The 25,819-nt window shown below is 64.4% G+C and carries 26 protein-coding genes and 1 tRNA gene; 22 read left to right on the top strand and 5 right to left on the bottom strand.

Features of this window, described 5'->3' with window-relative positions:
- Window positions 1–138: 138 nt before the first annotated feature.
- Entirely contained in the window at window positions 139–519 is a 381-nt protein-coding gene (locus IF803_RS06670; RefSeq protein ID WP_461191653.1) for a hypothetical protein, read from the bottom strand.
- Window positions 520–705: 186 nt separating this feature from the next.
- Between IF803_RS06670 and IF803_RS06665 the strand changes: the two genes are divergently transcribed.
- Window positions 706–963, top strand: a complete 258-nt coding sequence (locus tag IF803_RS06665; RefSeq protein ID WP_461191652.1) for a DUF3551 domain-containing protein — start codon at window positions 706–708, stop codon at window positions 961–963.
- A 526-nt stretch (window positions 964–1,489) separates the two neighbouring features.
- On the opposite strand, the gene IF803_RS06660 is transcribed toward IF803_RS06665, so the two are convergent.
- Window positions 1,490–1,669 (bottom strand): hypothetical protein, encoded by a 180-nt coding sequence (locus IF803_RS06660; protein WP_028340956.1) that lies wholly within the window; start codon window positions 1,667–1,669, stop codon window positions 1,490–1,492.
- Window positions 1,670–2,892: 1,223 nt separating this feature from the next.
- Here IF803_RS06660 and IF803_RS06655 point away from each other — a divergent pair.
- From IF803_RS06655 to IF803_RS06645, 3 genes are read left to right on the top strand one after another with little or no spacing between them, the layout of a single operon-like run.
- Complete coding sequence (locus IF803_RS06655; RefSeq protein ID WP_461191651.1) at window positions 2,893–3,861, top strand: Bug family tripartite tricarboxylate transporter substrate binding protein; 969 nt, start codon at window positions 2,893–2,895, stop codon at window positions 3,859–3,861.
- The gene (locus tag IF803_RS06650; protein ID WP_461191650.1) at window positions 3,858–4,358 is read left to right on the top strand and encodes a tripartite tricarboxylate transporter TctB family protein; all 501 of its coding nucleotides are present in this window, start codon (window positions 3,858–3,860) and stop codon (window positions 4,356–4,358) included. Before IF803_RS06655 ends, IF803_RS06650 begins: the two co-directional genes overlap by 4 nt.
- On the top strand, window positions 4,358–5,857 hold the full coding sequence (locus IF803_RS06645; RefSeq protein ID WP_411781205.1) for a tripartite tricarboxylate transporter permease: 1,500 nt from the start codon (window positions 4,358–4,360) through the stop codon (window positions 5,855–5,857). The genes IF803_RS06650 and IF803_RS06645 overlap by 1 nt, the downstream gene beginning before the upstream one ends.
- A gap of 191 nt (window positions 5,858–6,048) precedes the next feature.
- On the opposite strand, the gene IF803_RS06640 is transcribed toward IF803_RS06645, so the two are convergent.
- Window positions 6,049–8,325, bottom strand: a complete 2,277-nt coding sequence (locus tag IF803_RS06640) for a TonB-dependent siderophore receptor (protein WP_461191649.1) — start codon at window positions 8,323–8,325, stop codon at window positions 6,049–6,051.
- Between the two features lie 629 nt (window positions 8,326–8,954).
- Between IF803_RS06640 and glyA the strand changes: the two genes are divergently transcribed.
- The 9 genes from glyA (at window position 8,955) to IF803_RS06595 (ending at window position 17,574) form a co-directional block, all read left to right on the top strand.
- Window positions 8,955–10,256 carry a serine hydroxymethyltransferase gene (gene glyA / locus IF803_RS06635; protein WP_028340949.1) on the top strand — a complete coding sequence of 434 codons (1,302 nt, stop codon included), beginning with the start codon at window positions 8,955–8,957 and terminating at the stop codon, window positions 10,254–10,256.
- Between the two features lie 25 nt (window positions 10,257–10,281).
- Window positions 10,282–10,764 (top strand): transcriptional regulator NrdR, encoded by a 483-nt coding sequence (gene nrdR / locus IF803_RS06630; protein ID WP_016844999.1) that lies wholly within the window; start codon window positions 10,282–10,284, stop codon window positions 10,762–10,764.
- Window positions 10,761–11,921 (top strand): bifunctional diaminohydroxyphosphoribosylaminopyrimidine deaminase/5-amino-6-(5-phosphoribosylamino)uracil reductase RibD, encoded by a 1,161-nt coding sequence (ribD, locus tag IF803_RS06625; RefSeq protein ID WP_461191648.1) that lies wholly within the window; start codon window positions 10,761–10,763, stop codon window positions 11,919–11,921. Before nrdR ends, ribD begins: the two co-directional genes overlap by 4 nt.
- On the top strand, window positions 11,921–12,529 hold the full coding sequence (locus IF803_RS06620; protein WP_038385409.1) for a riboflavin synthase: 609 nt from the start codon (window positions 11,921–11,923) through the stop codon (window positions 12,527–12,529). Before ribD ends, IF803_RS06620 begins: the two co-directional genes overlap by 1 nt.
- A gap of 213 nt (window positions 12,530–12,742) precedes the next feature.
- Entirely contained in the window at window positions 12,743–13,234 is a 492-nt protein-coding gene (gene ribH, locus IF803_RS06615) for a 6,7-dimethyl-8-ribityllumazine synthase (RefSeq protein WP_461191647.1), read from the top strand.
- A gap of 2 nt (window positions 13,235–13,236) precedes the next feature.
- Window positions 13,237–13,731: a transcription antitermination factor NusB gene (gene nusB / locus IF803_RS06610; protein WP_016844994.1), complete on the top strand. Its 495-nt coding sequence runs from the start codon at window positions 13,237–13,239 to the stop codon at window positions 13,729–13,731.
- Between the two features lie 136 nt (window positions 13,732–13,867).
- Window positions 13,868–14,869, top strand: coding sequence for a thiamine-phosphate kinase (gene thiL, locus IF803_RS06605; protein WP_461191646.1), 1,002 nt, complete (start codon window positions 13,868–13,870; stop codon window positions 14,867–14,869).
- A 274-nt stretch (window positions 14,870–15,143) separates the two neighbouring features.
- Window positions 15,144–17,264 carry a sodium-translocating pyrophosphatase gene (locus IF803_RS06600; RefSeq protein WP_028340944.1) on the top strand — a complete coding sequence of 707 codons (2,121 nt, stop codon included), beginning with the start codon at window positions 15,144–15,146 and terminating at the stop codon, window positions 17,262–17,264.
- 154 nt (window positions 17,265–17,418) lie between these two features.
- Window positions 17,419–17,574, top strand: a complete 156-nt coding sequence (locus tag IF803_RS06595) for a hypothetical protein (protein ID WP_167350400.1) — start codon at window positions 17,419–17,421, stop codon at window positions 17,572–17,574.
- Between the two features lie 507 nt (window positions 17,575–18,081).
- Here the strand turns inward: IF803_RS06595 and IF803_RS06590 are convergent.
- Both IF803_RS06590 and IF803_RS06585 read right to left on the bottom strand, forming a co-directional pair.
- Window positions 18,082–19,089 (bottom strand): Bug family tripartite tricarboxylate transporter substrate binding protein, encoded by a 1,008-nt coding sequence (locus tag IF803_RS06590; RefSeq protein ID WP_461191645.1) that lies wholly within the window; start codon window positions 19,087–19,089, stop codon window positions 18,082–18,084.
- Between the two features lie 144 nt (window positions 19,090–19,233).
- Window positions 19,234–19,710, bottom strand: a complete 477-nt coding sequence (locus IF803_RS06585; protein WP_018271914.1) for an outer membrane protein assembly factor BamE — start codon at window positions 19,708–19,710, stop codon at window positions 19,234–19,236.
- 137 nt (window positions 19,711–19,847) lie between these two features.
- Here IF803_RS06585 and IF803_RS06580 point away from each other — a divergent pair, with 137 nt between their 5' ends.
- From IF803_RS06580 to IF803_RS06540, 9 genes are all read left to right on the top strand, one after another.
- On the top strand, window positions 19,848–20,399 hold the full coding sequence (locus IF803_RS06580; RefSeq protein ID WP_304495610.1) for a ubiquinol-cytochrome C chaperone family protein: 552 nt from the start codon (window positions 19,848–19,850) through the stop codon (window positions 20,397–20,399).
- The gene (locus IF803_RS06575; RefSeq protein WP_461191644.1) at window positions 20,396–20,989 is read left to right on the top strand and encodes a YceD family protein; all 594 of its coding nucleotides are present in this window, start codon (window positions 20,396–20,398) and stop codon (window positions 20,987–20,989) included. Before IF803_RS06580 ends, IF803_RS06575 begins: the two co-directional genes overlap by 4 nt.
- Before the next feature lie 309 nt (window positions 20,990–21,298).
- The gene (gene plsX, locus IF803_RS06570; protein WP_028340940.1) at window positions 21,299–22,360 is read left to right on the top strand and encodes a phosphate acyltransferase PlsX; all 1,062 of its coding nucleotides are present in this window, start codon (window positions 21,299–21,301) and stop codon (window positions 22,358–22,360) included.
- Entirely contained in the window at window positions 22,357–23,334 is a 978-nt protein-coding gene (locus tag IF803_RS06565; RefSeq protein WP_028340939.1) for a beta-ketoacyl-ACP synthase III, read from the top strand. Before plsX ends, IF803_RS06565 begins: the two co-directional genes overlap by 4 nt.
- Window positions 23,335–23,463: 129 nt before the next feature.
- Window positions 23,464–23,799, top strand: coding sequence for an integration host factor subunit alpha (locus IF803_RS06560; RefSeq protein WP_035631661.1), 336 nt, complete (start codon window positions 23,464–23,466; stop codon window positions 23,797–23,799).
- Window positions 23,800–23,927: 128 nt separating this feature from the next.
- Window positions 23,928–24,524, top strand: a complete 597-nt coding sequence (locus tag IF803_RS06555) for a MerR family transcriptional regulator (RefSeq protein ID WP_461191643.1) — start codon at window positions 23,928–23,930, stop codon at window positions 24,522–24,524.
- A 98-nt stretch (window positions 24,525–24,622) separates the two neighbouring features.
- A tRNA-Pro gene (locus IF803_RS06550) sits at window positions 24,623–24,700 on the top strand.
- A 219-nt stretch (window positions 24,701–24,919) separates the two neighbouring features.
- Window positions 24,920–25,240 (top strand): PadR family transcriptional regulator, encoded by a 321-nt coding sequence (locus tag IF803_RS06545; protein ID WP_461191642.1) that lies wholly within the window; start codon window positions 24,920–24,922, stop codon window positions 25,238–25,240.
- Window positions 25,237–25,725: a permease prefix domain 2-containing transporter gene (locus tag IF803_RS06540; RefSeq protein WP_461191641.1), complete on the top strand. Its 489-nt coding sequence runs from the start codon at window positions 25,237–25,239 to the stop codon at window positions 25,723–25,725. The genes IF803_RS06545 and IF803_RS06540 overlap by 4 nt, the downstream gene beginning before the upstream one ends.
- The last annotated feature ends 94 nt before the right edge of the window (window positions 25,726–25,819 follow it).

Raw genomic sequence — 25,819 nt, 5'->3', positions numbered from 1 at the left:
GTCGTCCTGGCGAAAGCCAGGACCCGTAACCACCGCATTTGACGATGAACGGGATCGCGGCCCCAGCGTCGCGCAACAATTGAGATTTGGGGTAATGGGTCCTGGCTTTCGCCAGGACGACACTGAGTTTGTCGCATCTCAAAACTGAAATGGAGCAACCGAAACCGCGAGCTTTCCGTCGCTTGATTTCTGCACGGTGAATTCGACTTCCTTGGAAGCCTTGATGTCGCCGAGGGAAACCGAGATGCCGCCGCTACACTGCAATGTTCGCTTGTCCTCACTGGCCGACGTCGTGACGATCTTTTCACCGAGGAGGTATTGCGGCTTTGAGTTTTCCGCAGTGGGCTTTGCCGTCGACTCCCTGGCGGCGAAATTGACCAGCGGATTGCGGTGATCGTTGGAGATGGTCTCGAGCACGGCCTTCCGGGTTACGATTGAATCGCACTCGAGTTGATCGCCGCAGCCACCCAGAACAGCCAGAACCGGAAAACCCAGAAACCAAAGCAGTCGTGACGGCATGCCAATTGACTTGTGTGGGATGGATGGTTTCCGACAACCGACCCAACGGAGCATGGTTCCTGCGCTCGCTCTCGGCGCGGCCGCTCCAGCCGCGGCCCGCGATCTTGCTCACCGGCCGGCCACGATCCGAAGGGAACGCTGATCTTGCCACTCCGTTGGTCCTCGATTGCTTGCGAGGAGCCAATCATGCGCACAACTGCCCTATTCGCTGTCTTGGCGTTCGTTCTGGCGTTCGGCATTGCAGGGCTGGCGAATGTGAGCCCGGCCAGCGCCCGGGATTATCCCTGGTGCGTGCAGGGACGCGGCGTCGGCTATCCCGGCGATTGCATGTACCGAACCCGCGCCCAGTGTCTCGCGTCAGCTTCCGGAAGGAACGTGACCTGCGGCATCAATCCTCGCGCGGCATTTGGCCAGCAGCGGCAGGGATATCGCAGCCGCTATTGATTGTCTCGCCAATGGCGCGCGCAAGGCGGGTCGCGGAGGGGGGCGCTCATAACCGAACGCCGCCCGCTTGAAATGCATGCGAGCGGCGATGGCTCTAGCCCCAGGATGGGTGATGCAAAATCCTGACGACAATTGGTCGGCTGGCGGGTCCAAGAGTTTCGTAGCCAAGAAGAGGTACCTCAATTTCGTAAGCGCCGATACCGGACGGAGAGGCGGCAGATGTCGGGTCCAGGTTAGAATTGAGCACCAAGTTGCTCCGGCCTCAGCCTGTACCCCCTCGCTGGGGCCGCTTTTTGAGCCGGCCTTTTTGAAACCTCTGCTGCTCTATGGATAGGTGTGGCCTTTCTGAGCAACGCGCACAGCCAACGGCGTGCGGGGAAGATCCCCAAACTCGGACGAGTCGTAGTCTCGGCCTTCAGGTGTCACGATGTGGATGTCGTAACATTGTGACCGTGAAAGCTCTTTTGCCTTGCGCAGAGCTGCCTCGGCGGTGCCGCGACGGTGCACGATTTCTCCAAACTTGCACCTAGCCTTTACGGTGAAGCTCATCTTTCTTCTTTTTCTTGTTTCGCTTGACGACCTCGGCCTGGGCCCGGAAGGCTTGGGCGAGGTTCTTCATTTGCTCGGCTGCGAATTCGTCAGCCGTCCGGACCGCCGCCTGCTCGGCGGTCTTGGCCTGCTTCTTCAGGTCCTTGGCGATGCCCATGTCCTGTAACTTCCACGCCGTTGCGGCAGTTCCATCCGTCTGATTTCACGATAGCGATCAACGAATTCTCGTTTGGCTGAACGAATGAGAGACGTCGAAAAGTGGCACCTGTTTCTTCTCGTTGACGCGAAGCTGGCGGGAACTTTTCACGCTCCCGGGCTTTTTGATTTTGCTTTGGGGCAGCCAAACGTCAGCGTTGGAGAGAGGAGCCATGATGCGACGACGCCGGGTTAGGCAGATTTTCCCGCTTGAAAAACGCCTTGCCCAGGAAGCCAAAAGGCTACGTCAACGGGCCAAGAACCTTCCTCCCTGTCGAGAGCGAGAGACCCTGTTGAGGCAGGCGCGGCATGACGAAACCACCGCCAATTTGACGGCGTGGCTGCTGTCCCAAGGTCCGCGGGCACCCATCTAGGAGGACGCTCAATGCATACAAACCACCACCATATCGACGGTGTGGAGATTGCCTTTGTAAGCGCTGCGACCGTGTCGCTTGTGGCTCTCATCGCCTCCATGGCCTGGCTTTTGCTCGGGTGAAAATTGCTAGGTTGAAATTCGACCGAGGGCTCCACCGAGACCCTCATTCGACGGTCGCGCCGGCTTCGCCCTGAGCTGCCGGCTTTGCCCAGCCAATCGGCTGTTGCGCGCAAGACACTCGCCTTGGGATATCCCGCAGCGATTTACATAAGCTAATGCTGGAACCGCGCGGTTCTTGATGGATGGGGCTGCCTGGCTCCAACAGCTCAGCCCCGGATCAGGCAAACGGCCCCAGCACCGGCCTCCAGGCCCCCAAAGGTGCTGGGGCCATTTCGTTGTTTGGCGCATTACCTGATGCGTTTCGGGCGAGCTTCGACAGCGCCACCATCCCGTGAGTGATCTGCCGCAGCGTCCTGTCTGCCCTCAGTGAGCAGGCGGGACGTCGGTGCTACTTGTTCTCCGGCTTCCAGGTCGTGCTGGCGCGATCGTATTTGAAACAGGCGCGGCCCGCTCCGAATCAAAGCAAGCGAAAAATGACCGGCGATGGTGCGGCGATTTGCAGCACTGACTAGCCGTGCCCTGCGGCTTGCCGAAGGCTGTGGCGAATGGTCGCTAGGGACACGCAGACGCGAGATCGGCGAGCGATTCCTGACCGAAGGGACCGCGCTGTCCGAGTGGCGATGCGATCACGTGACCGGATGCAGCCGGCGATCGGCAGGCTGCTTTCCGACAATTCAGGAGGAAGCCCCATGATCCCGTCCCACATGCGCCTGGTCGGCGCGGTCGTCGCGCTGTTGCTTGGGGCGAGCGGTCCGGCGCCCGCGCAGCAGCTCGAGCTCAAGCTGATGGCGCCGGCGGCGCCCGGCGGCGGCTGGGATCAGACGGCGCGCTCGATGCAGCAGGCGCTGGTCGCCTCCGGTGTCGCGCGCAGCGTCCAGGTCACCAACGTTCCCGGCGCCGGCGGCAGCGTCGGCATCGCGCAGTTCGTCAACGGCGCCAAGGGCGACGGCAACCAGATGATGGTGAACGGCTTCGTCATGGTGGGCGCGCTCGCCATGAACAAGTCACCGGTGACGCTGGATCAGGTGACGCCGATTGCGCGCCTCACCGAGGAGACCCAGGTCATCGTGGTGCCGGCGAACTCGCCGATCAAGACGGCGCAGGATCTCGCCGCCGCGGTGAAGGCCGATATCGCCAAGGTGACCTTTGCCGGCGGCTCGGCCGGCGGCGTCGACCATGTGATGGCGGCGCTGTTCGCGGGCACGGTCGGCGCCGACGCCAAGAAGATCAACTACATTCCGTTCTCGGGCGGCGGCGAGTCGCTCGCGGCCATTCTCGGCGGCAAGGTCACGGCCGGCATTTCCGGCCTCAGCGAATATGAAGGCCAGATCAAGGCCGGCAAGTTGCGCGCGCTCGGCGTGACGTCGGCGAACCGTCTGCCCGGCGTCGACATCCCGACCTTCAAGGAGCAGGGCATCGATCTCGTGCTGGCCAATTGGCGCTCGGTGGTCGCACCGCCCGGCATCACGCCGGAGCAGCGCAAGGTGCTGAGCGATGCGGTCGAGAAGATGGTGAAGTCCGATGCCTGGAAGGAGATCCTGAAGCAGAAGGGCTGGGATGACGCCTATCTCGGCGGCGACGCCTTCGCGGATTTCCTGAAGAAGGAGACCGCGCGCGTGACCGAGGTGCTGAAGTCCGTCGGCCTCGTGAAGTCATGACGCCGGACGCGGCGTCTGAAAATCTCGCGCCCGCGCCGGCGCGGCGCGTCGATCGCGCCGGCGTGGTCATCGCGGCCGCGCTTGCCGGGCTTGCCGCGGTGCTGGTGTGGGACGCCAGCAAGCTGCCGTCGACCACGATGTACGGCATGGGGCCGGAGGCGATGCCGGTCGTCATTGCGATCGGCCTTGTCATCCTCGCCGTCGGCAATCTGATCGATGCGCTGCGCGGCAACCTGCCGCCGCGCGAGAGCATGGATCCGAAACCGGTGTGGCTGATCATCGGCGGCCTGGCGCTCCTGATCGCCATCATCGGCCTTGGCGGCGGCTTCATCCTCGCGACCTCGGCGCTGTTCGTCACCACGTCGGCGGCGTTCGGCCGGCGCGCCGTGCTGGCCGACACCGCCATCGCGCTCGTGATCACGACGCTGATTTATCTCGCGTTCGACAAGCTGTTGACGCTGAGCCTTCCCGCCGGCCCGCTGGAGCGACTGCTGTGATGGATACTTTCGCCGCGCTGGCGCACGGCATGGCGGTCGCCATGCAGCCGATGAACCTGCTCTACGCCCTGATCGGCGTGTTCCTGGGCACCGCGGTCGGCGTGTTGCCGGGCATCGGTCCGGCGCTGACGGTCGCGCTGCTGCTGCCGGTGACGTACAAGCTCGATCCCGGCGGCTCGCTGATCATGTTCGCCGGCATCTATTACGGCGGCATGTATGGCGGATCGACCACCGCGATCCTGATCAATACGCCGGGCGAGAGCGCGTCGATGGCGACCGCGCTCGAGGGCAACAAGATGGCCAAGGCCGGCCGCGGCGGTCCGGCGCTGGCGACCTCGGCGATCGGCTCGTTCGTGGCCGGCACCATCGCCACCATCGGCCTCGCATTCCTCGCGCCATGGCTGGTCGATTTCGCGGTGCGCTTCGGGCCGGAGGATTACTTCGCGCTGATGTGCGTCGCCTTCGTCACGGTGTCGGCAACCTTCGGCGACTCGCCGGTCCGCGGCCTCACCAGCCTGTTCATCGGCCTCACGCTCGGGCTGGTCGGCATCGACAAGCTGACCGGTCAGGCGCGGCTTGCCTTCGGCATCCCCGAGCTGCTCGACGGCGTCGAGGTGACGACGCTCGCGGTCGGCCTGTTCGCGGTCGGCGAGGCGCTCTATGTCGCCTCGCGCCGTCATCACGCCGAGGAGAAGCTCGAGCCGGTGCGCGGCTCGCTGTGGATGACGCGGGAGGACTGGCGGCGGTCGTGGAAGCCGTGGCTGCGCGGCACGATGTTCGGTTTTCCGATCGGGGCGCTGCCGGCCGGCGGGGCGGAGATCCCGACATTCCTGTCCTATTCCACCGAGCGGCGGCTGACCAAACATCCCGAGGAATTCGGCAAGGGCGCGATCGAAGGCGTCGCAGGGCCGGAAGCGGCGAACAACGCGTCCGCCGCCGGCACGCTGGTGCCGCTGTTGACGCTCGGGCTGCCGACCTCGGCAACGGCCGCAATGATGCTGGCGGGCTTCCAGCAATACGGCCTCAACCCGGGGCCGCTGTTGTTCGCGGAGCGGCCCGACCTGGTGTGGGGCCTGATCGCGAGCCTGTTCATCGCCAACGGCATGCTGCTGGTACTCAATCTGCCGCTGGTCGGGCTCTGGGTGCGGCTGCTGGCGATTCCGCAGCCCTGGCTCTATGCCGGCATCCTGGTGTTCGCGACCATGGGCACGATCGCGGCGAAGCCGTCGGTCGTCGAGCTGTCGATGCTGGCGGCGTTCGGCGTGATGGGCTTTCTGATGCGCCGGTTCGACTTCCCGATCGCGCCCGTCGTGATCGGGCTGATCCTCGGGCCGATCGCCGAAAGCCAGCTGCGCCGCGCGCTCGCGATTAGCCTCGGCGATCCCATGGTGCTGCTGCAAAGCCCGATGTCGGCGACGCTGCTCGGCATCGCGCTGATCGCGCTGCTGGCGCCGTTCGTGCTCAAGGGGCTCGGGCGGTTCAAGGCCAACGAGGATTAGGATGCGACCAGACCGTAAAAGGCCCGCTCCGGGGCTCGCATTTCGGAGCGGGCCAGTCTGGGCACGGCAAATATCGCCGCGACGCGAAACCTAGCGCGACAAGCTGACACCACCCTGACGACGGCGAAAAAAGCGAGGCAGCCGAATGCCGCCTCGCTGTCGCAGGATTTTCCGTGAACGGAAAGTTCAGCTCACCATTTGTAGGCGAGGCTCGCCGTGATGCGGCGGCGATCGCCGTAGTAGCAGGAGCTGATGGTCGCGCAGCTCGCGACGTAGATCTTGTCGGTGACGTTCACGACATTGAGCGCCGCGCGCCAGTTGTTGTCCCATTCGTAATGCAAGGCGAGGTCGCCCAGCACGACTCCCGGGACGCGTGCGGTGTTCGCGGTGTCGGCAAAGGACGAGCCGACATAGCGCACACCGCCGCCGAAGCCGAAGCCCGTGAGCGGGCCATCGCGGAAGGTGTAGTCGGTCCACGCTGATGCGAGCTGCCGCGGCGCGTTGGTCGGCACGGTGCCGATCAGCGCAGGATTGAGGTCCTTGCTGACGAACAGCTCGTAATTGGTGTAGCTCGCCACCAGCTTGAAATCGGGCGTGATGTTCGCGACCGCCTCGAGCTCGACGCCGCGCGAGGTGACTTCGCCGTTCTGGGTCTGGAACAGCGGGTTGTTCGGATCTGTTGTCAGCGCGTTCTCGCGCTTGAGGTCGAAATACGCGACGCCGAACCGCGCGTTGAGCCCGACCGGCTCGTACTTGACGCCGACCTCGGTCTGCTCGGAGGTTTCCGGCAGCAGCAATTGGCCGGCCGCGGTGGTGCCGATGACCGGATTGTAGCCCGTCATGTAGGAGACGTAGGGCGCAACGCCGCTGTCGAAATTGTAGATCGCGCCGACACGGCCGGAGAACTTGCTGTCGTCGCGGCCCTGGGACGCGCCGATCCGGTTGTTGTTGGTGAGATCGACCCAGTCCTGGCGTCCGGACAGCACGACCGTCAGGCGGTCGAGCTTGACCTGATCCTGCAGATAGAGGCCGGCCATGCCCTGGGCGAGATAGCCGTTCTGATAGAGCGGGCCGCTGTACGGCAGGTTGGTGCCATAGACCGGATTGAGCACGTTGAGATTGGTGCCCATGCCAAAACCCTGGCGGTCGTCGATGCCGTAATATTTCAGATCGACGCCGACCAGCGCGGTGTGCTGCAGCGCGCCGGTGGTGAAGCGGTATTCGAGCTGATTGTCGAGGTTGAGCTGGGTGGCGATGCCGCGGGTGTAGAAATTGCCGCGGGTGATGTCGGCGGCGGCCGGCGTCGTCGCGTAGCCGAGTCCATAGAGGCCGGCATAATAGACGTCGACATGCGCCATGCGCGCGTTCTGGCGGAAATCGACGCTGTCAGTCACGCTCTTCTGGAACTGGTAGCCGACCATCTGCTGGTCGCGGCGGAACTGGTCGGCGCTGGGATCGCCGACGAACAGGCTGGTCGGAATCCGGCCGAACGGCGCGTTGGTGACGGTGCCGACATAGGGCAGGAAGTTCAGCGCGCGGGTGTTGCTGTGCGAGGCCATGCCGAACACGGTGAGGCTGGTGTCGGCATCGGGCCGCCAGGTCACCGAGGGGGCAAAGAAGAAGTTGTTGTCGTAGACATAGTCGGTCTGGGTGCCGCCGCCCTGGGCCTGGCCGACCAGGCGGTACTGCACCTGGCCATTGCCGGGCTGCGCCGTCGCGCCGCCGATGTCGAACTGGGTATAGGCGTTGCCGAAATTGTTGACGCCGGTCTCGATGTAGCGAATGGGCTCCGCCTGCGGCAGCTTGCTCACCGCGTTAACGAGGCCGCCCGGCGCCGAGCCGCCATACAGGATGCCGGACGGACCGCGCAGCACCTCGACGCGCTCGAGATTGAAGGGCTGAAGCTTCCAGCTCGCATAGGAGGTGTAGAACAGCTGCAGGCCGTCGAGGAACAGCGACTCGTTCTGCGCGGGGAAGCCGCGGATCATGAACCAGTCGTTGCGGAAATCGGCGCCGTAGGTGCCGCCGATGACGCCCGGCGTGTAACGCAGCACCTCGTCGAACTTGCTGACGATCTTCTGGTCGCGGATCTGCTCGGCGCTGATGACGGACACCGATTGCGGCGTCTGGATGATCGGCGTGCTGGTCTTGGTGCCGCTGGCGCTCAGCCGCGCCAGATAGCCGGTGACCGGGCCGTTGGCGCGTTCGTGCCCGCCGCCGGCGCCCGCGGCTTGCTGAGCGACCTGCGGCTGCGCGCCCACTGGGGCGGCCGTCGCGCGGCGCGAGGCGCTGCGCGGGCGTGCGGTTCGTTGCGAGGGCTGCTGCGATCGCGCCGCTTGCCGCTGCGGCGCTTCGACGGTCACGGACGGCAATTGCGTCTGGGCGAAGACATCGTCCGCGCCGACAACCGAAAGCACCGCGACAGCCGAAGCGGCAAACCGCTGCGGCCGAATCCACCTGCACGACATTTAATCCACGCTCCGTAAAAAAATCTTGAGCGAGTCGTTATCACGGTGATTTTCGCGAGCAGCCTGCACGCGGTTAGAAGCTGTCGAAGTTGCGCGCAAAGCTTGGCTGTGTGACCGGGAGACAACGGCTCATGACGCGCAATTGCACGCATCGCGTGCGAGCTTTGAATCGATCCAGTGTTGAACGATTCAAAAATCGAACGATTCAAAAATCGTCTCGTCGTCTCGTGAGTCAATGCATCGCGATCGCGCGCGTCGCGATCAGGCGAGTCTGTCGCGATCAAGCGAGTTCGATGTCGCGTGGTTGCACGAGCAGCGCTTGCAAAACCTCGAGGTGCTGGTCGTCTTGTCCGTTAGCCCCGCGCGGACGGGAAGGGGGGCGTCACGTTCCATTCGGCGGCCGCCTCAGCCGTGCTCGCCGGGCGGCTGGAACCGGGTGGCGGGGGCGGCCACCCCGCCGGCTGGCAATCCCCGCCATCCCCACCATATCTGGCATAATTGACCGGCAGGGACCGCAACCGCTTGGCCATTTTGGGGCGATGTGATAACGCTCTGAAACCAGCTTCGACCGCCACTCGTGACCGTCCGCATCCCGCCTAAAGGCTTGCGGCGGTGGAGATATTTCGCCGATGACCTCATCCACCAAGACCGCTTCCGCGCCCGATTCCTTCTTCACGGCGACCCTCGCCGAGGCCGATCCCGAGATCGCCGCCGCGATCAAGGGCGAGCTCGGCCGGCAGCGTCATGAGATCGAGCTGATCGCCTCCGAAAACATCGTCAGCCGCGCCGTGCTGGAGGCGCAGGGCTCGGTGATGACCAACAAATACGCGGAGGGTTATCCGGGCGCGCGCTACTACGGCGGTTGCGAGTGGGTCGACGTCGCCGAGACGCTGGCGATCGAGCGTGCCAAGAAGCTGTTCGGCGCCGGCTTCGCCAACGTCCAGCCGAACTCCGGCAGCCAGATGAACCAGGCGGCGTTTCTGGCGCTGCTGCAGCCCGGCGACACCTTCATGGGCCTCGACCTCGCGGCCGGCGGCCATCTCACCCACGGCTCGCCGGTCAACATGTCCGGCAAGTGGTTCAAGGCCGCGCACTACACCGTGCGCCGCGAGGACCAGATCATCGACATGGACGCGGTGCAGAAGCAGGCCGAGCAGGTCAAGCCGAAGCTGATCATCGCCGGCGGCTCGGCCTATTCGCGCGCCTGGGACTTCAAGCGTTTCCGCGAGATCGCGGACTCGGTCGGCGCGTATCTGTTGGTCGACATGGCGCATTTCGCGGGCCTCGTCGCCGGCGGCGTACATGCCTCGCCGGTGCCGCACGCCCACGTCACCACCACGACGACGCACAAGTCGCTGCGCGGCCCGCGCGGCGGCCTGATCCTCACCAATGACGAGACGCTGGCCAAGAAGCTGAACTCGGCGATCTTCCCGGGCCTGCAGGGCGGTCCGCTGATGCACGTCATCGCCGCCAAGGCGGTGGCGTTCGCCGAAGCGCTGCGGCCGGATTTCAAGGTCTACGCCAGGAACGTGGTCGAGAACGCCAAGGCGCTGGCGGAGACGCTGCGCGGCCATGGCCTCGACATCGTCTCCGGCGGCACCGACAACCATCTGATGCTGGTCGACCTCAGGCCGAAGGGCCTTAAGGGCAACATCTCCGAGAAGGCGCTGGTGCGCGCCGCCATCACCTGCAACAAGAACGGCATCCCGTTCGATCCCGAAAAACCGTTCGTCACCTCGGGCCTGCGCCTCGGCACACCGGCGGCGACCACGCGCGGCTTCGGCGTCGCCGAGTTCAAGCAGGTCGGCGGCATGATCGCCGAAGTGCTGAACGCGCTGGCGCAGTCGCCGGACGGCAAGGCGCCGCTGGTCGAGGCCGCGATCAAGGAGCGCGTCAAGGCGCTGACCGATCGCTTCCCGATCTATCAGTAAAAGGTCGCTGTAGAGGTCCCGTCGGATGCGCTGCCCGAGCTGCAATTCTCTCGACACGCAGGTCAAGGACTCGCGTCCGACTGAGGACTCCGCGGTCATTCGCAGGCGTCGCGTCTGCATGGCCTGCAACTTCCGCTTCACGACCTTCGAGCGGGTGCAGCTGCGCGAGCTGACCGTCATCAAGCGCAACGGCCGCCGCGTGCCGTTCGACCGCGACAAGCTGGTGCGCTCGCTGCAGATCTCCTTGCGCAAGCGCCCGGTGGAATCCGAGCGGGTGGAGAAGATGGTGTCGACCATTGTGCGCGAGCTCGAAAGCGGCGGCGAGGCCGAGGTCTCCTCGGAGGCGATCGGCGAGATCGTGATGGAGCATCTGCGCCAGCTCGACGACGTGGCCTATGTGCGCTTCGCCTCGGTCTATCGCAACTTCCGCGAGGCCAAGGACTTCGAGGCCGTGCTCGACGAGTTGACCGGCGAAGAGGACCCGCGGCTCGCGACGCTACGCAAATGATCTTCCGCATTCTGGAAGACCAGTTCGCGCAGAAGGCCAAAGAGGCCAAGGAAGCGGTAAGGGCGGCCGATCTGCGCTTCATGCAGCTGGCGCTGGCGCTTGGCCGGCGCGGGCTCGGGCGCACCTGGCCCAATCCGGCGGTCGGCGCCGTCATCGTCAAGGACGGCGTGATCGTCGGCCGCGGCTGGACGCAGCCGGGCGGCCGGCCGCATGCCGAGGTCGAGGCGCTGCGGCGCGCAGGCGATGCCGCGCGCGGCGCCACGCTCTACGTGACGCTCGAACCCTGCTCGCATTTCGGCCGCTCGCCGCCCTGTGCGGACGCCGTGGTGGCGGCCGGGCTCGCCCGCGTCGTCTCGGCGATCGAGGATCCCAATCCGGAAGTCGCGGGGCAGGGGCACGCCAAGCTGCGCGCCGCCGGCATCGCCGTCGATGTCGGGCTGTGCGCGGCGGAGGCCGCGCGCGACCATGCCGGACACTTCCGCCGCATCCGCGACAAGCGCCCGCATGTGATCCTCAAGCTCGCGGTGTCCGTCGACGACAAGATCGCCGCCAGCGGCCACAAGCCGGTCGCGATATCAGGCGAGGCCGCGCGGACCCGGGTGCATCTGCTGCGCGCGCAGAGCGATGCGATCCTGGTCGGCATCGGCACGGTCAAGGCCGACGATCCGCTCTTGACCTGCCGGTTGCCGGGGATGGCGGCGTGCTCGCCAGTGCGCCTGGTGCTGGACCGCGCGCTGCGGATCTCGGGCGACAGCCGCCTGGTGCATTCGGCGCGCGAGACGCCGCTCTGGGTGCTGACATCCGACATGGCGGAGGCGCCTGCCGCGGTGAAGCTCGGCGCCGCCGGCGCGCAGGTGATCCGCGTCGCCGCCAGCGCGCCTGAAGGGCTCGATCTGCCGTCCGTTCTGCATGCGCTGGCGGAGAAGGGGATATCGCGGCTGCTGGTCGAGGGCGGATCGCGCGTGGCAAATTCTTTCGTGGCAGCGGGCTTGGTCGATGAAATCTGGCTGTTGCGCGGACCTGATGCGATCGGTGCCGACGGCGTTCCCGCGCTGGACGCAATGCCGCTCGACGCAATCACGCAGTCGCCCGCCTTCCGGCTTCGTGCTAGCGAAACCCTCGGCAAAGACAGTCTCATGATCTACGAGCGCGCGTAATGTTTACCGGAATTGTCACCGATATCGGTGAGATCACCAGCCTGAAGCAGGTCGCGCAGGGGCAACTGCACCGGATGCGGATTGCCTGCGACTACGATCAGACCACGATCGCCGACGGCGCCTCGATCGCCTGCAACGGCGTCTGCCTCACCGTCGTCGCCTCCGGCACCGCCGACGGCAAGACCTGGTTCGATGTCGATGCGGCGGCCGAGACGCTCGGCATGACCACCGCCAAGCACTGGGCGCAGGGCGGCCGGCTCAATCTCGAGCGCGCGCTCAAGATCGGCGACGAACTCGGCGGTCACATCGTGGCCGGGCATGCCGATGGCATCGCCACCATCGTCAAGCGCGACGACCTGCCCGACATGGCGCGCTTCGAGCTGCGAACCAGCCGCGAACTGGCGCGTTTCATCGCGGCGAAGGGTTCGATCACGCTGGACGGCGTGTCGCTGACCGTGAATACGGTCGACGACGTGACATTTTCGGTGCTGATCATCCCCCACACGCTTGCTGTCACGACCCTGAGCGGCTGGAAGGCCGGCAGCGAGGTCAATATCGAGGTCGATCTGATGGCCCGCTACGCGGCGCGGCTGTCGGAGATGAAATAGCTTCGGCCCGCGCATTGCGGCCGAGGCAGGCATCCTTATCTGCCTATTCGCTTCGGGGCGATTTCCAGTCCCGGGGCCTATGCATTGCAGGCGAACCCGGCCTGAAAAATCGGGCTGATCGCGGTGACATCCGGGCCAGTATTGCCCTTGGCTTTAGCCCCTGCTGCGCCTAAAACGCTGCACAACTCCTCCCAAGTTCCGATTGGTATTGCAATGGCTGACGCGCGGCGCGCACCCCTGAAGGACCAGACCGACATTACCGGCGCACGCGTGCTGATCGTCGAGGCGCGGTTTTATGACGACATCCAGGATGCGCTGCTGGAAGGCGCGCTTGCCGAGATCAAGGCCGCAGGCGCCAGCCATGACGTGATCACGGTGCCGGGCGCGCTGGAGATTCCGGCGGCGATCGCGATCGCGATCGATGCGGCTGAAGCGAACGGCAAGCCCTATGACGCGGCGATCGCGCTCGGCTGCGTGGTGCGCGGCGACACCATCCATTTCGAAATCGTCTCGCAGGAGTCCTCACGCGGATTGATGGATTTGGCCGTCAGCCGGAAATTCCCGCTCGGCAACGGCATCCTCACCGTCAACACCGAGGCGCAGGCCTGGGCGCGGGCGCGTGCCGGCGAACTGAACAAGGGCGGCGACGCGGCGCGTGCGGCGCTGGCGATGCTGCGGATCAAACGCCGCCTGGCAAAGGCCTGACCATGGCTGACAACAAGAAGCCCGCGAAAGCTCCCGACAGAAAAGCCAACCGCCGCGGTGCGGCACGGCTCGCGGCGGTGCAGGCTCTCTACCAGATGGACATTGGCGGCGCCGGTATCAACGACATCTTCGCCGAGTTCGAGAGCCACTGGCTCGGCAACGAGGTCGAGGGCGAGAAATACCTGCCGGCGGAAGCCGCGTTTTTCCGCGACGTGGTCTCCGGCGTGGTGCGCGACCAGGCCAGGCTCGATCCGCTGATCGACGAGGCGCTGTCGAAGGGCTGGCCGCTGAAGCGGATCGACGCCATCCTGCGCGCGGTGCTGCGGGCAGGATCCTACGAGCTCGAGCATCGCAAGGACGTGCCGGGCCGGGTGGTGGTCTCCGAATATGTCGACGTCGCGCACGCCTTCGTCGAGAAGGACGAGACCGGCATGGTCAACGCCGTGCTCGACCAGATCGCGCGCCAGTTCCGCGGCGACGAGTTTGTGCGGAGCTGAGTGGAGACATATGATCGCTTGACCGTCACCCTGAGGAGGCCGCGCAGCGGCCGTCTCGAAGGGCGGCGGCCCGGCTGGGGCCGTGCATCCTTCGAGGCTCGCTCCGCTCGCACCTCAGGATGACGGGGCTGCTATCGTGACGCAGAGCGACAAACCGATATCCGGCGAAGACTCCCTGATCGCGCGCTATTTCAAGCCGCTCGCGACTGATCCGGGTGCGTTCGGGCTCGACGATGACGCCGCCGCGCTGAGGGCTGATGGCGAGGACATCGTGGTCACCACGGACGCCATCGTCGAGGGCGTGCACTTCCTTCTCGATGATCCGCCCGATACGCTGGCGCGCAAGGCGCTGCGGGTGAACCTCTCCGACATCGCCGCCAAGGGCGCGGTGCCGGCGGGCTTCGTGCTGACGCTGGCGCTGCGCGGCGCCGAGGAGGCCTGGCTGAAGCCGTTTGCCCGGGCGCTCGGCGAGGACGCCGCGCATTTCGGCTGCCCGCTGCTCGGTGGCGACACGGTCTCGACACCGGGGCCGCTGATGATCTCGATCACCGCGTTCGGCCGGGTGCCGCGGGGCACGATGGTGCATCGCGCGGGGGCACAGGCGGGCGACCGCGTGTTCGTCACCGGCACGATCGGAGACGCCGCGCTCGGCCTCGATGTGCTCCGGGGTGGCCCGGTCGCCGCGGCTCTGGCGGACGATGTCGTCGGGCGGGATTTTCTTGCCGCCCGTTACCGCGTTCCGCAGCCGCGCAACGCGTTGGCCAAGGCCGTCCGCACCCACGCCAGCGCCGCGATGGATGTGTCCGATGGCCTTGCCGGCGATCTGGCCAAGCTTTGCGCAGCCAGTGGTGTGGCGGCCGTGATCAATGTGCCGAGTGTCCCGTTGTCGTCTGCAGCCGCAGGGCTGCTCGCGCGCAAGGCGATTGATATCGAGACCTTGGTGGCCGGCGGTGATGATTACGAGCTCTTGTGCGCGGTCCCGAGCGATCATGTCGACGCGTTTCTGCGCGACGCACGGCAGGCCAGGGTCGCGGTAACCGCAATCGGCGGCCTGATCGCAGGCTTGTCGCCACCAAGCTTCCTTGACGGGCAGGGTCGGGAACTGAAGTTGAAGCGGCTGTCCTACAGCCATTTCTAGAGCGTTTCCGAGCGGAGTGGGCACAGGAAAACGCGTCGGAACGGAAGCAGCGCTAGACTTCCCGCGCCTGATGGCGCCGATTCTCCTTCTAAATAGCTGCCGATATCGGCGTTTTCGGCCACAGGTGGCGTTGCACACCGGTAACGATTTTGGCAAGGTCGCGCCCGATTTGAGGCAATCCGTTTTTGGGGAGGATTGTCCTCGCAAAATAAGCGCCTGCCGCCCCCTAGCGGCACAAGAAGGCGCGGGGGTTACATCAAGGATCTGAGGCAACATGACAGCTTTATGGTTGATTGTGCTCTGCGGGGCGCTTTCCATCGTCTACGCGATCTGGGCGACGCAGTCGGTCTTGAACGCGGATGCGGGCAATGCCCGCATGCAGGAAATCGCGGCCGCGGTGCGCGAGGGCGCACAGGCCTATCTGCGGCGGCAGTACACTACGATCGGCATGGTCGGTATCGTGATCTTCGTGGTGCTGGCCTACTTCCTGGGCCTGCTCGTGGCGATCGGCTTTGCGGTCGGCGCCATCTTGTCGGGGGCTGCCGGCTTCATCGGCATGAACGTCTCGGTGCGCGCCAACGTCCGCACCGCGCAGGCGGCAACCACCTCGCTCGCCGGCGGCCTCGAGCTCGCCTTCAAGGCGGGCGCGATCACCGGCATGCTGGTTGCCGGTCTCGCGCTGCTCGGCGTCACCATCTACTTCATGGTGCTGGTCAAGTTCATGGGTCTGGAAGCGGGCAGCCGCACCGTGGTCGACGCCATGGTGGCGCTCGGCTTCGGCGCCTCGCTGATCTCGATCTTCGCCCGTCTCGGCGGCGGCATCTTCACCAAGGGTGCGGACGTCGGCGGCGACCTCGTTGGCAAGGTCGAGGCCGGCATCCCCGAGGACGATCCGCGTAACCCGGCCACCATCGCCGACAACGTCGGCGACAACGTCGGCGACTGCGCCGGCATGGCGGCGGACCTGTTCGAGACCTATGCGGTGACCGCGGTCGCCACCATGGTGCTCGCGGCGATCTTCTTCGCCAAGACGCCGATCCTGGTGAACATGATGACGCTGCCGCTCGCGATCGGCGGTATCTGCATCATCACCTCGATCATCGGCACCTTCTTCGTCAAGCTCGGTGCCAGCCAGTCCATCATGGGCGCCCTCTACAAGGGCCTGATCGCCACCGGCATCCTGTCGCTGGTCGGCGTCGCGCTCGTGATCAATTGGCTGGTCGGCTTCGGCAAGCTCGACGGCGTCGACTATACCGGCATGGCGCTGTTCTGGTGCGGCGTGGTCGGTCTCGTCGTCACCGGCCTGATCATCTGGATCACCGAATACTACACCGGCACCGACTACCGCCCGGTGAAGTCGATCGCCTCAGCCTCGGTCACCGGTCACGGCACCAACGTGATCCAGGGTCTCGCGGTCTCGATGGAAGCGACCGCGCTGCCCGCGATCGTGATCATCGCCGGCATCCTGGTCACCTACAGCCTGGCCGGCCTGTTCGGCATCGCGATTGCGACCGCCACCATGCTGGCGCTGGCCGGCATGATCGTCGCGCTCGACGCGTTCGGGCCGGTCACCGACAACGCCGGCGGCATTGCCGAGATGGCCGGGCTGCCCAAGGAAGTGCGCAAGTCGACCGACGCGCTCGACGCGGTCGGCAATACCACCAAGGCGGTGACCAAGGGCTACGCGATCGGCTCCGCCGGTCTCGGCGCGCTGGTGCTGTTTGCGGCCTATAACCAGGACCTCAAATTCTTCATCAGCGACGCCAACGCCCATGCCTACTTCAAGGGCGTCAACCCGGACTTCTCCCTGAACAATCCTTACGTCGTGGTCGGCCTGCTGTTCGGCGGCCTGCTGCCGTATCTGTTCGGTGCGATGGGCATGACCGCAGTCGGTCGCGCCGCCGGTGCGATCGTCGAGGAGGTGCGCCGTCAGTTCCGCGAGAAGCCCGGCATCATGCAGGGCACCGACAAGCCCGACTACGGCAAGGCGGTCGACCTGCTGACCCGGGCGGCGATCAAGGAGATGATCATCCCGTCGCTGCTGCCGGTGCTGTCGCCGATCGTGGTCTACTTCCTGATCTACGCGATCGCGGGCGGTGGCGCAGCCGGCAAGTCGGCGGCTTTCTCCGCGGTCGGCGCCATGCTGCTCGGTGTCATCGTCACCGGTCTGTTCGTCGCGATCTCGATGACCTCGGGCGGCGGTGCATGGGACAACGCCAAGAAGTACATCGAGGACGGCCACTATGGCGGCAAGGGCTCTGACGCCCACAAGTCCGCGGTGACCGGCGATACCGTCGGCGATCCCTACAAGGACACGGCGGGCCCGGCGGTGAACCCGATGATCAAGATCACCAACATCGTGGCGCTGCTGCTGCTGGCTATCCTGGCGCACTGAGCGGCGCGACACGACTGAAGCGCAAAATCCCGCGGTGCGAGCCGCGGGATTTTTATTTCTGCATGGGCTTGGTTCGGCGTGCTTGCCGAACTGATCGACTTTCCGCCAACGATATCCGCCGAGAACCAGACGCGAACAACACGGAGATCAATCGATGTCGCTCTCATCCGCACGGAACTACGCGCTCCGCGCTTCCAAGTCACAGGATCAGAAGGAGGCCATCGAACTGCTCTCGAAGGCGATCATGGAACTGGCGATGTCGATTGAAGCAACCGACGCCAAGGTCAAGAAGATCAACAAGTCGTCGTAGCCGCACCGAGCTGCGGACTGGGACAGAATCGTAGGGTGGATTAGCGAAGCGTAATCCACCGACAGGTCTAACCGCGGCGGCGGATTACGCCTTCTGCCTTCGCTCGTTGAGCTACGGCGGACGCGGTCGGCCGATCCGCCTTACAGCTCAGCAGTCGTCATCCCCGCGCAAAGGCTTCGCCTTTGTCGCTGGAGGTGCGAGCGGAGCGAGCCTCGAAGGATGAGAGGCGGTGCATGCGGCCATCCTTCGAGACGCCGCGCAAGCGCGCGGCTCCTCAGAGTCTGACTCAAAATAAGTCTTTGAAAACCAAGGGACGCGGTGCCGGGCTCTTAGGAGGTAATAGATTCCTCCCGATCGGAATCCTCTACGAATTAAGCGCTTTCGCAACAGCGATCCGAGGTTTCTGTTCCGATGATGCCCGCCGCAAGATGTAGAAATGACTCGATTTCATTTTCGGTCAGGCTCTCAGGATGACGCGAAGCGCGCGGCGCGAGCTTTGTTCGGAGGCTATTTCACCTCCATCTGCAAGCCTTCCTTCTCGATGATCGCGGCAAATTTCTTCGTCTCGGCATCGACAAAGTCTGAGAATTGCTGGGGCGTGCCGTAGTCGGCGCGCGCGCCCATGCCGGCGATGTTCTTCTTGACGTCGTCGCGCTCCAGCAGCGCCTTGACCTGGCGGTTCAGCTCGTCGAGCACCGGGGCAGTCGCGGTCTTCGGCAGGAACACGCCAAACCAGGACGAGACGTCGAACTTTGCCAGTTCCGGCGCGCCCTCGCGCATCGTCGGCAGGTTCGGTGCGGAATCGCTGCGCTCCGGCGTGGTGACACAGAGGCCGTTGAGCTTGCCGTCCTGCACCTGCGGCAGCGACGGATAGAGATTGTCGAACAGGATCTGGATGTCGCCGGCGAGCCCCGCCTGCAATGCGGGACCGGCGCCGCGGAACGGCACGTGCGTCATCTTCAGCCCGGTGAGTTGCAGGAACCAGGCGCCGGTGAGGTGAGGGCTCTGTCCGGTGCCGGACGAGCCGTAGGTAAGCTTGTCGGGGTTCTGCTTCAGGAAGGCGATCAATTCGGGGATCGATTTGAGGCCGGTCGACGGATGCGCCGACACGATGTTCGGGATCCGGATCATGTTGGAGACCGGCTGCAACTGGTCGGCCTTGTAGGTCAGGTTGCGGAAGATGCTGTAGGCGATCGCGTTGGGGCCGGGATTGCCGATCAGGATGGTGTGGCCGTCGCCCTTGGCGCGCGCGACCTCGGATGTGCCGATGGTGCCGCCGGCGCCGGAGCGATTCTCCACCACCACCGACTGGCCCCAGAGCGGCTGCAAATGCGCCGCGAGCAGCCGCCCCATCACGTCGGTCGAGCCGCCCGCCGCCGCCGGCACGATGATGCGGACGGTCTCGGTCGGCCGCCAGTCGCCGGCGCCGAGGCTTGTGCGCGGCAGGATCGACGCGGCCGTCATTGCTGCTGTGCCCGACAATACCGTACGACGGGAAAATCTCTTGGCTCTCATGCGCTTACCCCCTGCTCAGGCTTTTGTTTGCGAGCAAACTAGGGGACCGCTTGCCCCTCGGGCAAGCGACAACTTGGCGCAGCGGCTTAAGCTCTGGACTCCGGTTTGACGCGTTTCTTCACGCGAACCGGAGTCCACTTCGCTCTAGTTGAAGCTCAGCAGCTTGAAGAGCGGTGTCAGGTAGGACATTTCCTGGCCCGACGTCGGCGTGGACCGGCTGACGAAGTCGAAGATCTTGCCGTCCTTCAGGCCGTAATTGGCGAGCCGGCGCACTTGCCGGTTCTTGTCGAAATAGACCGCGATCACGCGCTGGTCGATCACCCGCTGATTCATGAAGGCGACCGGGCGAGAGGTCCGCTGCGAGATGTAATAAAACACCTCGCCGTCCAGCGTTGCGACCGTCGAGGGCGTGCCGAGGACGATGAGCACCTGGTCCTGGCTCGCGCCGATCGGGATTTGCTCGAGCGCCCCTTCCGGCAGGATGTAGCCCTTCTGGAATTGTTCGCCGGCGCAGCCGCCGAGTGCGGCGCAGACGAGGCCAATCGCCGCGACGGCGCGGAGACGCGAAAAGAACCCGCGCGCGGAAGCGGCGCGAGACTGTCGTGAAAGAGTGTGGTTCATCGGCGGAACTGATCCGTCCCCTTGCATCGGCCGAGGCATTGACGTACCGGGCAGCTCAATGGATTGCAATCATGCCGAGCTCCAATGGGCGACCTCTCAACAGGCGACCCTTTGGGGACCGGCAGCCGGAACCCGTCATGCTTTGGCCGTTCAATCACTTCAGAAGACCCCGGGTGCCCGCGCGCAGCACCATTGAGACCATCTATGGCATGATCGTGACGCAGGCGCGAGAACCGTTGTTTTACCGTGACTTGGGCGTTCCGGACACGGTTAACGGCCGTTTTGACCTGCTTCTGATGCATCTGTGGCTGGTGCTGCGGCGCCTCAAATCCGTCGAGGGCGGCGTGGGGCTGTCCCAGGCCCTGTTCGATCATTTCTGCATCGATATGGACGACAATCTGCGCGAAATGGGCGTCGGCGACCTCACGGTGCCGAAGCGCATGCAGGCCTTCGGCGAGGCCTTCTACGGCCGCACCGCGGCCTATGATCTGGCGCTGACCGACAGCGAGGCGGCTTTGGCCGAGTCGTTCTGCAAGAACATCCTCAACGGTCAGAATTTCGACAAGGCCCGCGAGCTCGCCGCCTACGCCCGGGAGGCGATCGAAGAGCTGGCGCGCGCCGATCTCGCGGCGTTGGCCAAGGGCGCGTGGCGCTTTCCGGTACCACAGGCTGCGGGGACGGCGGCATGAGCGGCGGCACCACAGGGCAGCCCGATGCACGGCGCGACCGCGACCCCTGGCGGGTCCTCGTCAATGTCGCGCAGATACCGGAGACCGGCCTGCATCGCGAGATCGCGGCCGACGAGCCGGTGCGCAAGGCGATGGCCGAAGTTGCCGAGTTGCGGGAGGTCGTCTCCGCGCATGCAGAGTTCGACCTGCAGCCCAAGCGCGACGGCAGCTACCACGTCACCGGCAGAGTTAAGGCCAGGGTCGGGCAGACCTGCGTGGTGACGCTCGATCCGATCGAGAACGAGGTCGATGAGCCGATCGATGTGGTGTTCGCGCCGCCCGCGCAGATTCCGCAAATGGCCGACCTGGTCGACGACGCCGACGACAGCGATGAGGAAACGCCGGACCCGCCGGAGCCGATCGTCGGCGGCTTCATCGACATCGGCCGGCTCGCCACCGATGCGCTGTTTCTCGGCATAGACCCGTATCCGCGCAAGGTGGATGCGGTCTTTGAACAGAAGGTTGATGTGCCTGACCCGGAAAATCATCCTTTCGCGGCCCTGAAGGCGCTGAAGGAAAAGCCGGACGGCAAGAAGCCCAAGGGGAATTGAGGGTAGCCGGCGCCACATTTGCGGGGATGGCTTGCCTGCAAGCTTGCGCGAGCGGTGTTCCCAGTTACTTCAAATAAGCGTCACAATACATTGAAATACAATGCATTTCTGGTATGCTTTGATGTGTTGCGTGACGGTTCGGCAGCTGCCTCATTTGCGGTCAAGAGGTTGTGTCGGATCGAGGACACGCTATTGTCGCGGCCCGGCCGGGACGCGAGTTGGTGTTTCGCCGCGCGCCGTTGACGGCGGTGACTTCAAGCTCGCGGTCTTCGTCTGAAGGCTGCGGGAAAGCAGGCTTCCGGGACGTTCATGCCTCAAAAGGTTCGAATAGCGCTTGACGCCATGGGGGGCGATGTCGGCGCTTCCGTCGTCATTCCCGGCGCCGCAATCTCGTTAAGCCGTCATCCCGACAGCGAATTCCTGCTGGTCGGGGACCGGGCCCAGATCGAGCCGGAGCTCGCCAAGCATCCGGCGCTGAAGGCGGTATCGAAAGTGATCCATACCGACGTCGCCGTGAAGAACGATGAGAAGCCGAGCCAGGCACTGCGGCGGACCCGCAGGGCGTCCTCGATGTGGCTCGCGATCGACGCCGTCAAGCATGGCCAGGCCGACGTCGCGGTCTCCGCCGGCAACAGCGGCGCGCTGATGGCGATGGGCAGCCTCAATCTGCGGACGCTGCCCGGTGTCGACCGCCCGGCGCTTGCGGCGGTGTGGCCGACGCTGCGCGGCGACTCTGTCGTGCTGGACCTCGGCGCCACGATCGGCGGCGACGCCCGCCATCTGGCGACGCTGGCGGTGATGGGCAGCGCCATGGCGAGCGTGCTGTTCAACCTCGAACGGCCGACCGTCGGCCTGCTCAATATCGGATCCGAGGAGATCAAGGGGCATGGGGAAATCCGCGAGGCGGCCGAGATGTTGCGCGCGATGAACTCGACCCAGTTCAACTATATCGGCTTCGTCGAGGGCGACGCGATCGGCAAGGGCCTCGCCGACGTCATCGTGTCGGAAGGTTTCAGCGGCAACATCGCGCTCAAGGCCGCCGAGGGAACCGCGCGCCAGATGTTCACGCTGCTGCGCGAGGCCATGTCATCGAGCTGGCTGGCGCGGATCGGCTATGTGCTGGCCCGCGGCGCGTTCCAGAAGCTGCGCGACAAGCTCGATCCCAACAAGTCGAATGGCGGCCTGCTGCTCGGCCTGAAGGGCGTGGTGGTCAAGAGCCATGGCGGCACCAACGCGGAAGGCTTTGCCTATGCGGTGGATGTTGGCTATGAGATGGCCCACTTCGATCTCCTCACCAAGATCAATCAGATGCTTAATCGCGACGGCAGCGCCTTGGTGCAGGCGCAGACCGCGCAGGAGGCTGTCTCGTGACTGCTATACGTTCGGTAGTGCTCGGCTGCGGCTCATATTTGCCGGAGCGGGTTTTGACCAATGCCGAACTGGCCAGCCGGATCGACACGTCGGATGACTGGATCGTGCAGCGCACCGGCATCAGCGAGCGCCACATCGCGGCCGACGACGAATTCACCTCGCATCTGGCGATCAAGGCGGCGCAGGCCGCGCTCGCCCATGCGCAAGTCGATGCGCAGTCGATCGACCTGATCGTGCTCGCGACCTCGACGCCCGACAACACCTTTCCCGCCACCGCGGTCGCCGTCCAGCACGGGCTCGGCATCAACCATGGCGTCGCGTTCGACCTGCAGGCGGTCTGTTCCGGCTTCGTCTTCGCGCTGGCCACCGCCGATAATTTCCTGCGCGCCGGCACCCACAAGCGGGCGCTGGTGATCGGTGCCGAAACCTTCTCGCGCATCCTCGACTGGAACGACCGCGGCACCTGCGTGCTGTTCGGCGACGGCGCCGGCGCGGTCGTCCTGGAGGCGCAGCAGCATTCCGGCACCACCAGCGACCGCGGCGTGTTGACGACGCATCTGCGCTCCGACGGCCGCCACAAGGCCAAGCTGTTCGTCGATGGCGGGCCCGGCTCGACCCGGACGGTCGGGCATCTCCGGATGGAGGGCCGCGAGGTGTTCAAGCACGCCGTCGGCATGATCACCGACGTGATCGTCGACGCCTTCAACGCCACCGGCTTCACCGCCGAGGACATCACCTGGTTCATTCCGCACCAGGCCAACAAGCGAATCATCGATGCGTCGGCGCACAAGCTTCATATTGCGCCGCAGAAGGTGGTCTTGACGGTCGACAAGCACGGCAACACGTCGGCGGCCTCGATCCCGCTCGCGCTGTCGGTCGCCGTGAAGGACGGGCGCGTCAAGAAGGGCGATCTGGTGCTGTTCGAGGCGATGGGCGGCGGCTTCACCTGGGGCTCGGCGCTCGTGCGCTGGTAGCGCATCGCCAAAGAGTATCGACAGGTTGCTGGTATCTTTCTGCACCCGGATGCTTGTCGCTGTTGACCATTGCGCGCTAAGCTTTTAATTTCAGTCAAGAAATTGTTCGCCGAGAGTGCGGGGCAGGCGATGACCACGGGAACCGGAAAAACAGTTACGCGCGTCGATTTGTGTGAGGCGGTCTACCAAAAGGTGGGTCTGTCGCGCACGGAATCGTCGGCATTTGTCGAGTTGGTGCTGAAGGAGATCACCGATTGCCTGGAAAAGGGCGAGACGGTGAAGCTGTCCTCATTCGGCTCCTTCATGGTGCGCAAGAAGGGCCAGCGTATCGGCCGTAATCCGAAGACCGGCACCGAGGTGCCGATCTCGCCGCGGCGGGTGATGGTGTTCAAGCCGTCGGCGATCCTGAAGCAGCGGATCAATGGCCATGTCGTCACCAATGGCGACGGCAGCAAGGCCGACTAGAGCGTTTTCAAGCGAAGTGGATACCCGGTTCGCGTGAAGAAAACGCGGCAAAACTAGAATCCGGAGCCCCGTTCCGATTCAATCGGAACGGAAAAGGCGCCAGGCATTGAAGCCAGAGGAGCGGGCATTTGGACAAGGCGCCGGATGCGTTCCGTACTATCAGCGAGGTCGCTGATGAACTCGATATTCCCCAGCATGTGCTGAGATTCTGGGAAACGCGCTTCGCGCAGATCAAGCCGATGAAGCGCAGCGGCGGACGCCGCTATTATCGCCCCGACGACGTCGATCTGCTCAAGGGCATCCGCCGGCTGCTGTACGGCGAGGGCTACACCATCCGCGGCGTGCAGCGGATCCTGAAGGAGCACGGCATCAAGTCGGTGCAGGGCATCGCCGACCAGACCGCGGCGGTCTCGTTCGGCGCGGTCGAGGAAGCCGTCGGCAACAGCATGGCCGAGCCCGACGACCTCGAGAGCAGCGACGGCCTCGATTTCGACGGCGAGGAGGGCGACGGCGACGAGAAGGGAATCGACTACCGATTCGTCGATCCCGACGAGGATCCGATCCTGTCGACCTACAAGGCGCACGCCCAGCCGGGCAAGGCGCCCGCCGTGGCGCCGCCGGTGCGTCCCTCCGTCCCGTCAGTCGATCGGGAGCGACTCGAGCGCGTGCTGCAGGAGCTGGTCGCCTGCCGGCAGATGATCGACGCTGCGATGAAGGACGGCTGAGGCAACGACGCCTGCCAAGGGAACCGGCCTCGGAATACAGTCTTTGAGAGCCTGCCCCGCCTTGCGCGAACGCAGGATCGCAGCTAATGGAACGGCATCGGAGCGTGGCGCAGCCCGGTTAGCGCACTAGTCTGGGAGACTAGGGGTCGGAGGTTCAAATCCTCTCGCTCCGACCAATACTTAGCCGGATTTCAGGGCGTCCGGATTTCAGTCAGGGTAACGGATCGGGTATCGCGCGCAGCGATGCGAACGGCCGGTAGATATTTTCCAGTTTCTGGAAGATTGACTCCACCGCATTTCTTCCATACATTGGAAAATACCGGGGGAGGTTTGCACCGGCAAAAATCAAACGAACGAAACAGAATCAAAATTCAGAATGGCTGAGAAGGCGAAAAATGGACACCCTCAAGCAGACGGAGCAGGTCGTAATGCTCGCAATCTTGCGTAAGCAGCCCGACGCGTATGGCGTCTCCATCTTCGAGGAACTCGAAAAGCGTCAAAACAAAGTTCCGATGGCGACGATCTATGCGACTTTGGAAACCCTCGAAAAGAAGGGGTTCGTTAAAAGCAAACAAGGCCAGGCAACTGCAGAACGCGGCGGCCGGGCGAAGATGTTCTTCGAGATAACCGGCAAGGGGCAAATGGCCCTGAACGCTTCACTCTCTGCACTCGACCGGTTGCGTGCAGGGACCAAATTGGCAGGAGCCATGGCGTGACTGAGACGAGCGGGGACAACGACAAACAGGCCAATTCGGAAGAAAACCTGGAACACGTGAGGTATTTCCAGGATGCCTACGAACTGACCTTATCAAAGGTGGCTCTGGGTAACCTCTTTCTTCAAAGAGAGATAGAAGTGGCGAAGCTGGAACACGCGGCGTTTGCTGCGGTCCTCAAAGCCGCTCGCAAGAAAATAGAAAACGTCGAAGTGCATGCCGCACCGCCTCCTAAGCGCTCATCGCCGCCCGTGACGGCAGCGTTCCTGCTGGCATTCATCGCACCCAAGGATTCAGCGCAAGCACTGCTCGGTGATCTTGAGGAAATGTTCCAAAAGAACGCCGAGCGCTTCGGCGATAAGCAGGCGACGCGAATGTATTGGTTTGAGGTCGCGCGTTCGATAGGGCCGATAGCGTGGCAGTGGGTAAAGAAGATGGGGTTTATCACGTTTCTGGTTGACTACTTGCGCACGAAGTTCGGCTTCTAGCCTTTAGCGTCATTTTTTAGTCTGGGAGACTAGGGGTCGGAGGTTCAAATCCTCTCGCTCCGACTATTTTTCGGAACGTTCGGCGGCGTTCCTT

The organism is Bradyrhizobium sp. UFLA06-06, from assembly GCF_054820065.1.
Note: the sequence above shows the minus strand (reverse complement) of the source record. Positions and strands in the feature narration are given on the sequence as shown.

Bases quoted from the DNA above. Each gene is read 5' to 3' on its own strand.
- IF803_RS06670 (WP_461191653.1), bottom strand. From the start codon at position 519: ATGCCGTCACGACTGCTTTGGTTTCTGGGTTTTCCGGTTCTGGCTGTT.
- IF803_RS06665 (WP_461191652.1), top strand. From the start codon at position 706: ATGCGCACAACTGCCCTATTCGCTGTCTTGGCGTTCGTTCTGGCGTTC.
- IF803_RS06660 (WP_028340956.1), bottom strand. From the start codon at position 1,669: ATGGGCATCGCCAAGGACCTGAAGAAGCAGGCCAAGACCGCCGAGCAG.
- IF803_RS06655 (WP_461191651.1), top strand. From the start codon at position 2,893: ATGATCCCGTCCCACATGCGCCTGGTCGGCGCGGTCGTCGCGCTGTTG.
- IF803_RS06650 (WP_461191650.1), top strand. From the start codon at position 3,858: ATGACGCCGGACGCGGCGTCTGAAAATCTCGCGCCCGCGCCGGCGCGG.
- IF803_RS06645 (WP_411781205.1), top strand. From the start codon at position 4,358: ATGGATACTTTCGCCGCGCTGGCGCACGGCATGGCGGTCGCCATGCAG.
- IF803_RS06640 (WP_461191649.1), bottom strand. From the start codon at position 8,325: ATGTCGTGCAGGTGGATTCGGCCGCAGCGGTTTGCCGCTTCGGCTGTC.
- glyA (WP_028340949.1), top strand. From the start codon at position 8,955: ATGACCTCATCCACCAAGACCGCTTCCGCGCCCGATTCCTTCTTCACG.
- nrdR (WP_016844999.1), top strand. From the start codon at position 10,282: ATGCGCTGCCCGAGCTGCAATTCTCTCGACACGCAGGTCAAGGACTCG.
- ribD (WP_461191648.1), top strand. From the start codon at position 10,761: ATGATCTTCCGCATTCTGGAAGACCAGTTCGCGCAGAAGGCCAAAGAG.
- IF803_RS06620 (WP_038385409.1), top strand. From the start codon at position 11,921: ATGTTTACCGGAATTGTCACCGATATCGGTGAGATCACCAGCCTGAAG.
- ribH (WP_461191647.1), top strand. From the start codon at position 12,743: ATGGCTGACGCGCGGCGCGCACCCCTGAAGGACCAGACCGACATTACC.
- nusB (WP_016844994.1), top strand. From the start codon at position 13,237: ATGGCTGACAACAAGAAGCCCGCGAAAGCTCCCGACAGAAAAGCCAAC.
- IF803_RS06600 (WP_028340944.1), top strand. From the start codon at position 15,144: ATGACAGCTTTATGGTTGATTGTGCTCTGCGGGGCGCTTTCCATCGTC.
- IF803_RS06595 (WP_167350400.1), top strand. From the start codon at position 17,419: ATGTCGCTCTCATCCGCACGGAACTACGCGCTCCGCGCTTCCAAGTCA.
- IF803_RS06590 (WP_461191645.1), bottom strand. From the start codon at position 19,089: ATGAGAGCCAAGAGATTTTCCCGTCGTACGGTATTGTCGGGCACAGCA.
- IF803_RS06585 (WP_018271914.1), bottom strand. From the start codon at position 19,710: ATGAACCACACTCTTTCACGACAGTCTCGCGCCGCTTCCGCGCGCGGG.
- IF803_RS06580 (WP_304495610.1), top strand. From the start codon at position 19,848: ATGCTTTGGCCGTTCAATCACTTCAGAAGACCCCGGGTGCCCGCGCGC.
- IF803_RS06575 (WP_461191644.1), top strand. From the start codon at position 20,396: ATGAGCGGCGGCACCACAGGGCAGCCCGATGCACGGCGCGACCGCGAC.
- plsX (WP_028340940.1), top strand. From the start codon at position 21,299: ATGCCTCAAAAGGTTCGAATAGCGCTTGACGCCATGGGGGGCGATGTC.
- IF803_RS06560 (WP_035631661.1), top strand. From the start codon at position 23,464: ATGACCACGGGAACCGGAAAAACAGTTACGCGCGTCGATTTGTGTGAG.
- IF803_RS06545 (WP_461191642.1), top strand. From the start codon at position 24,920: ATGGACACCCTCAAGCAGACGGAGCAGGTCGTAATGCTCGCAATCTTG.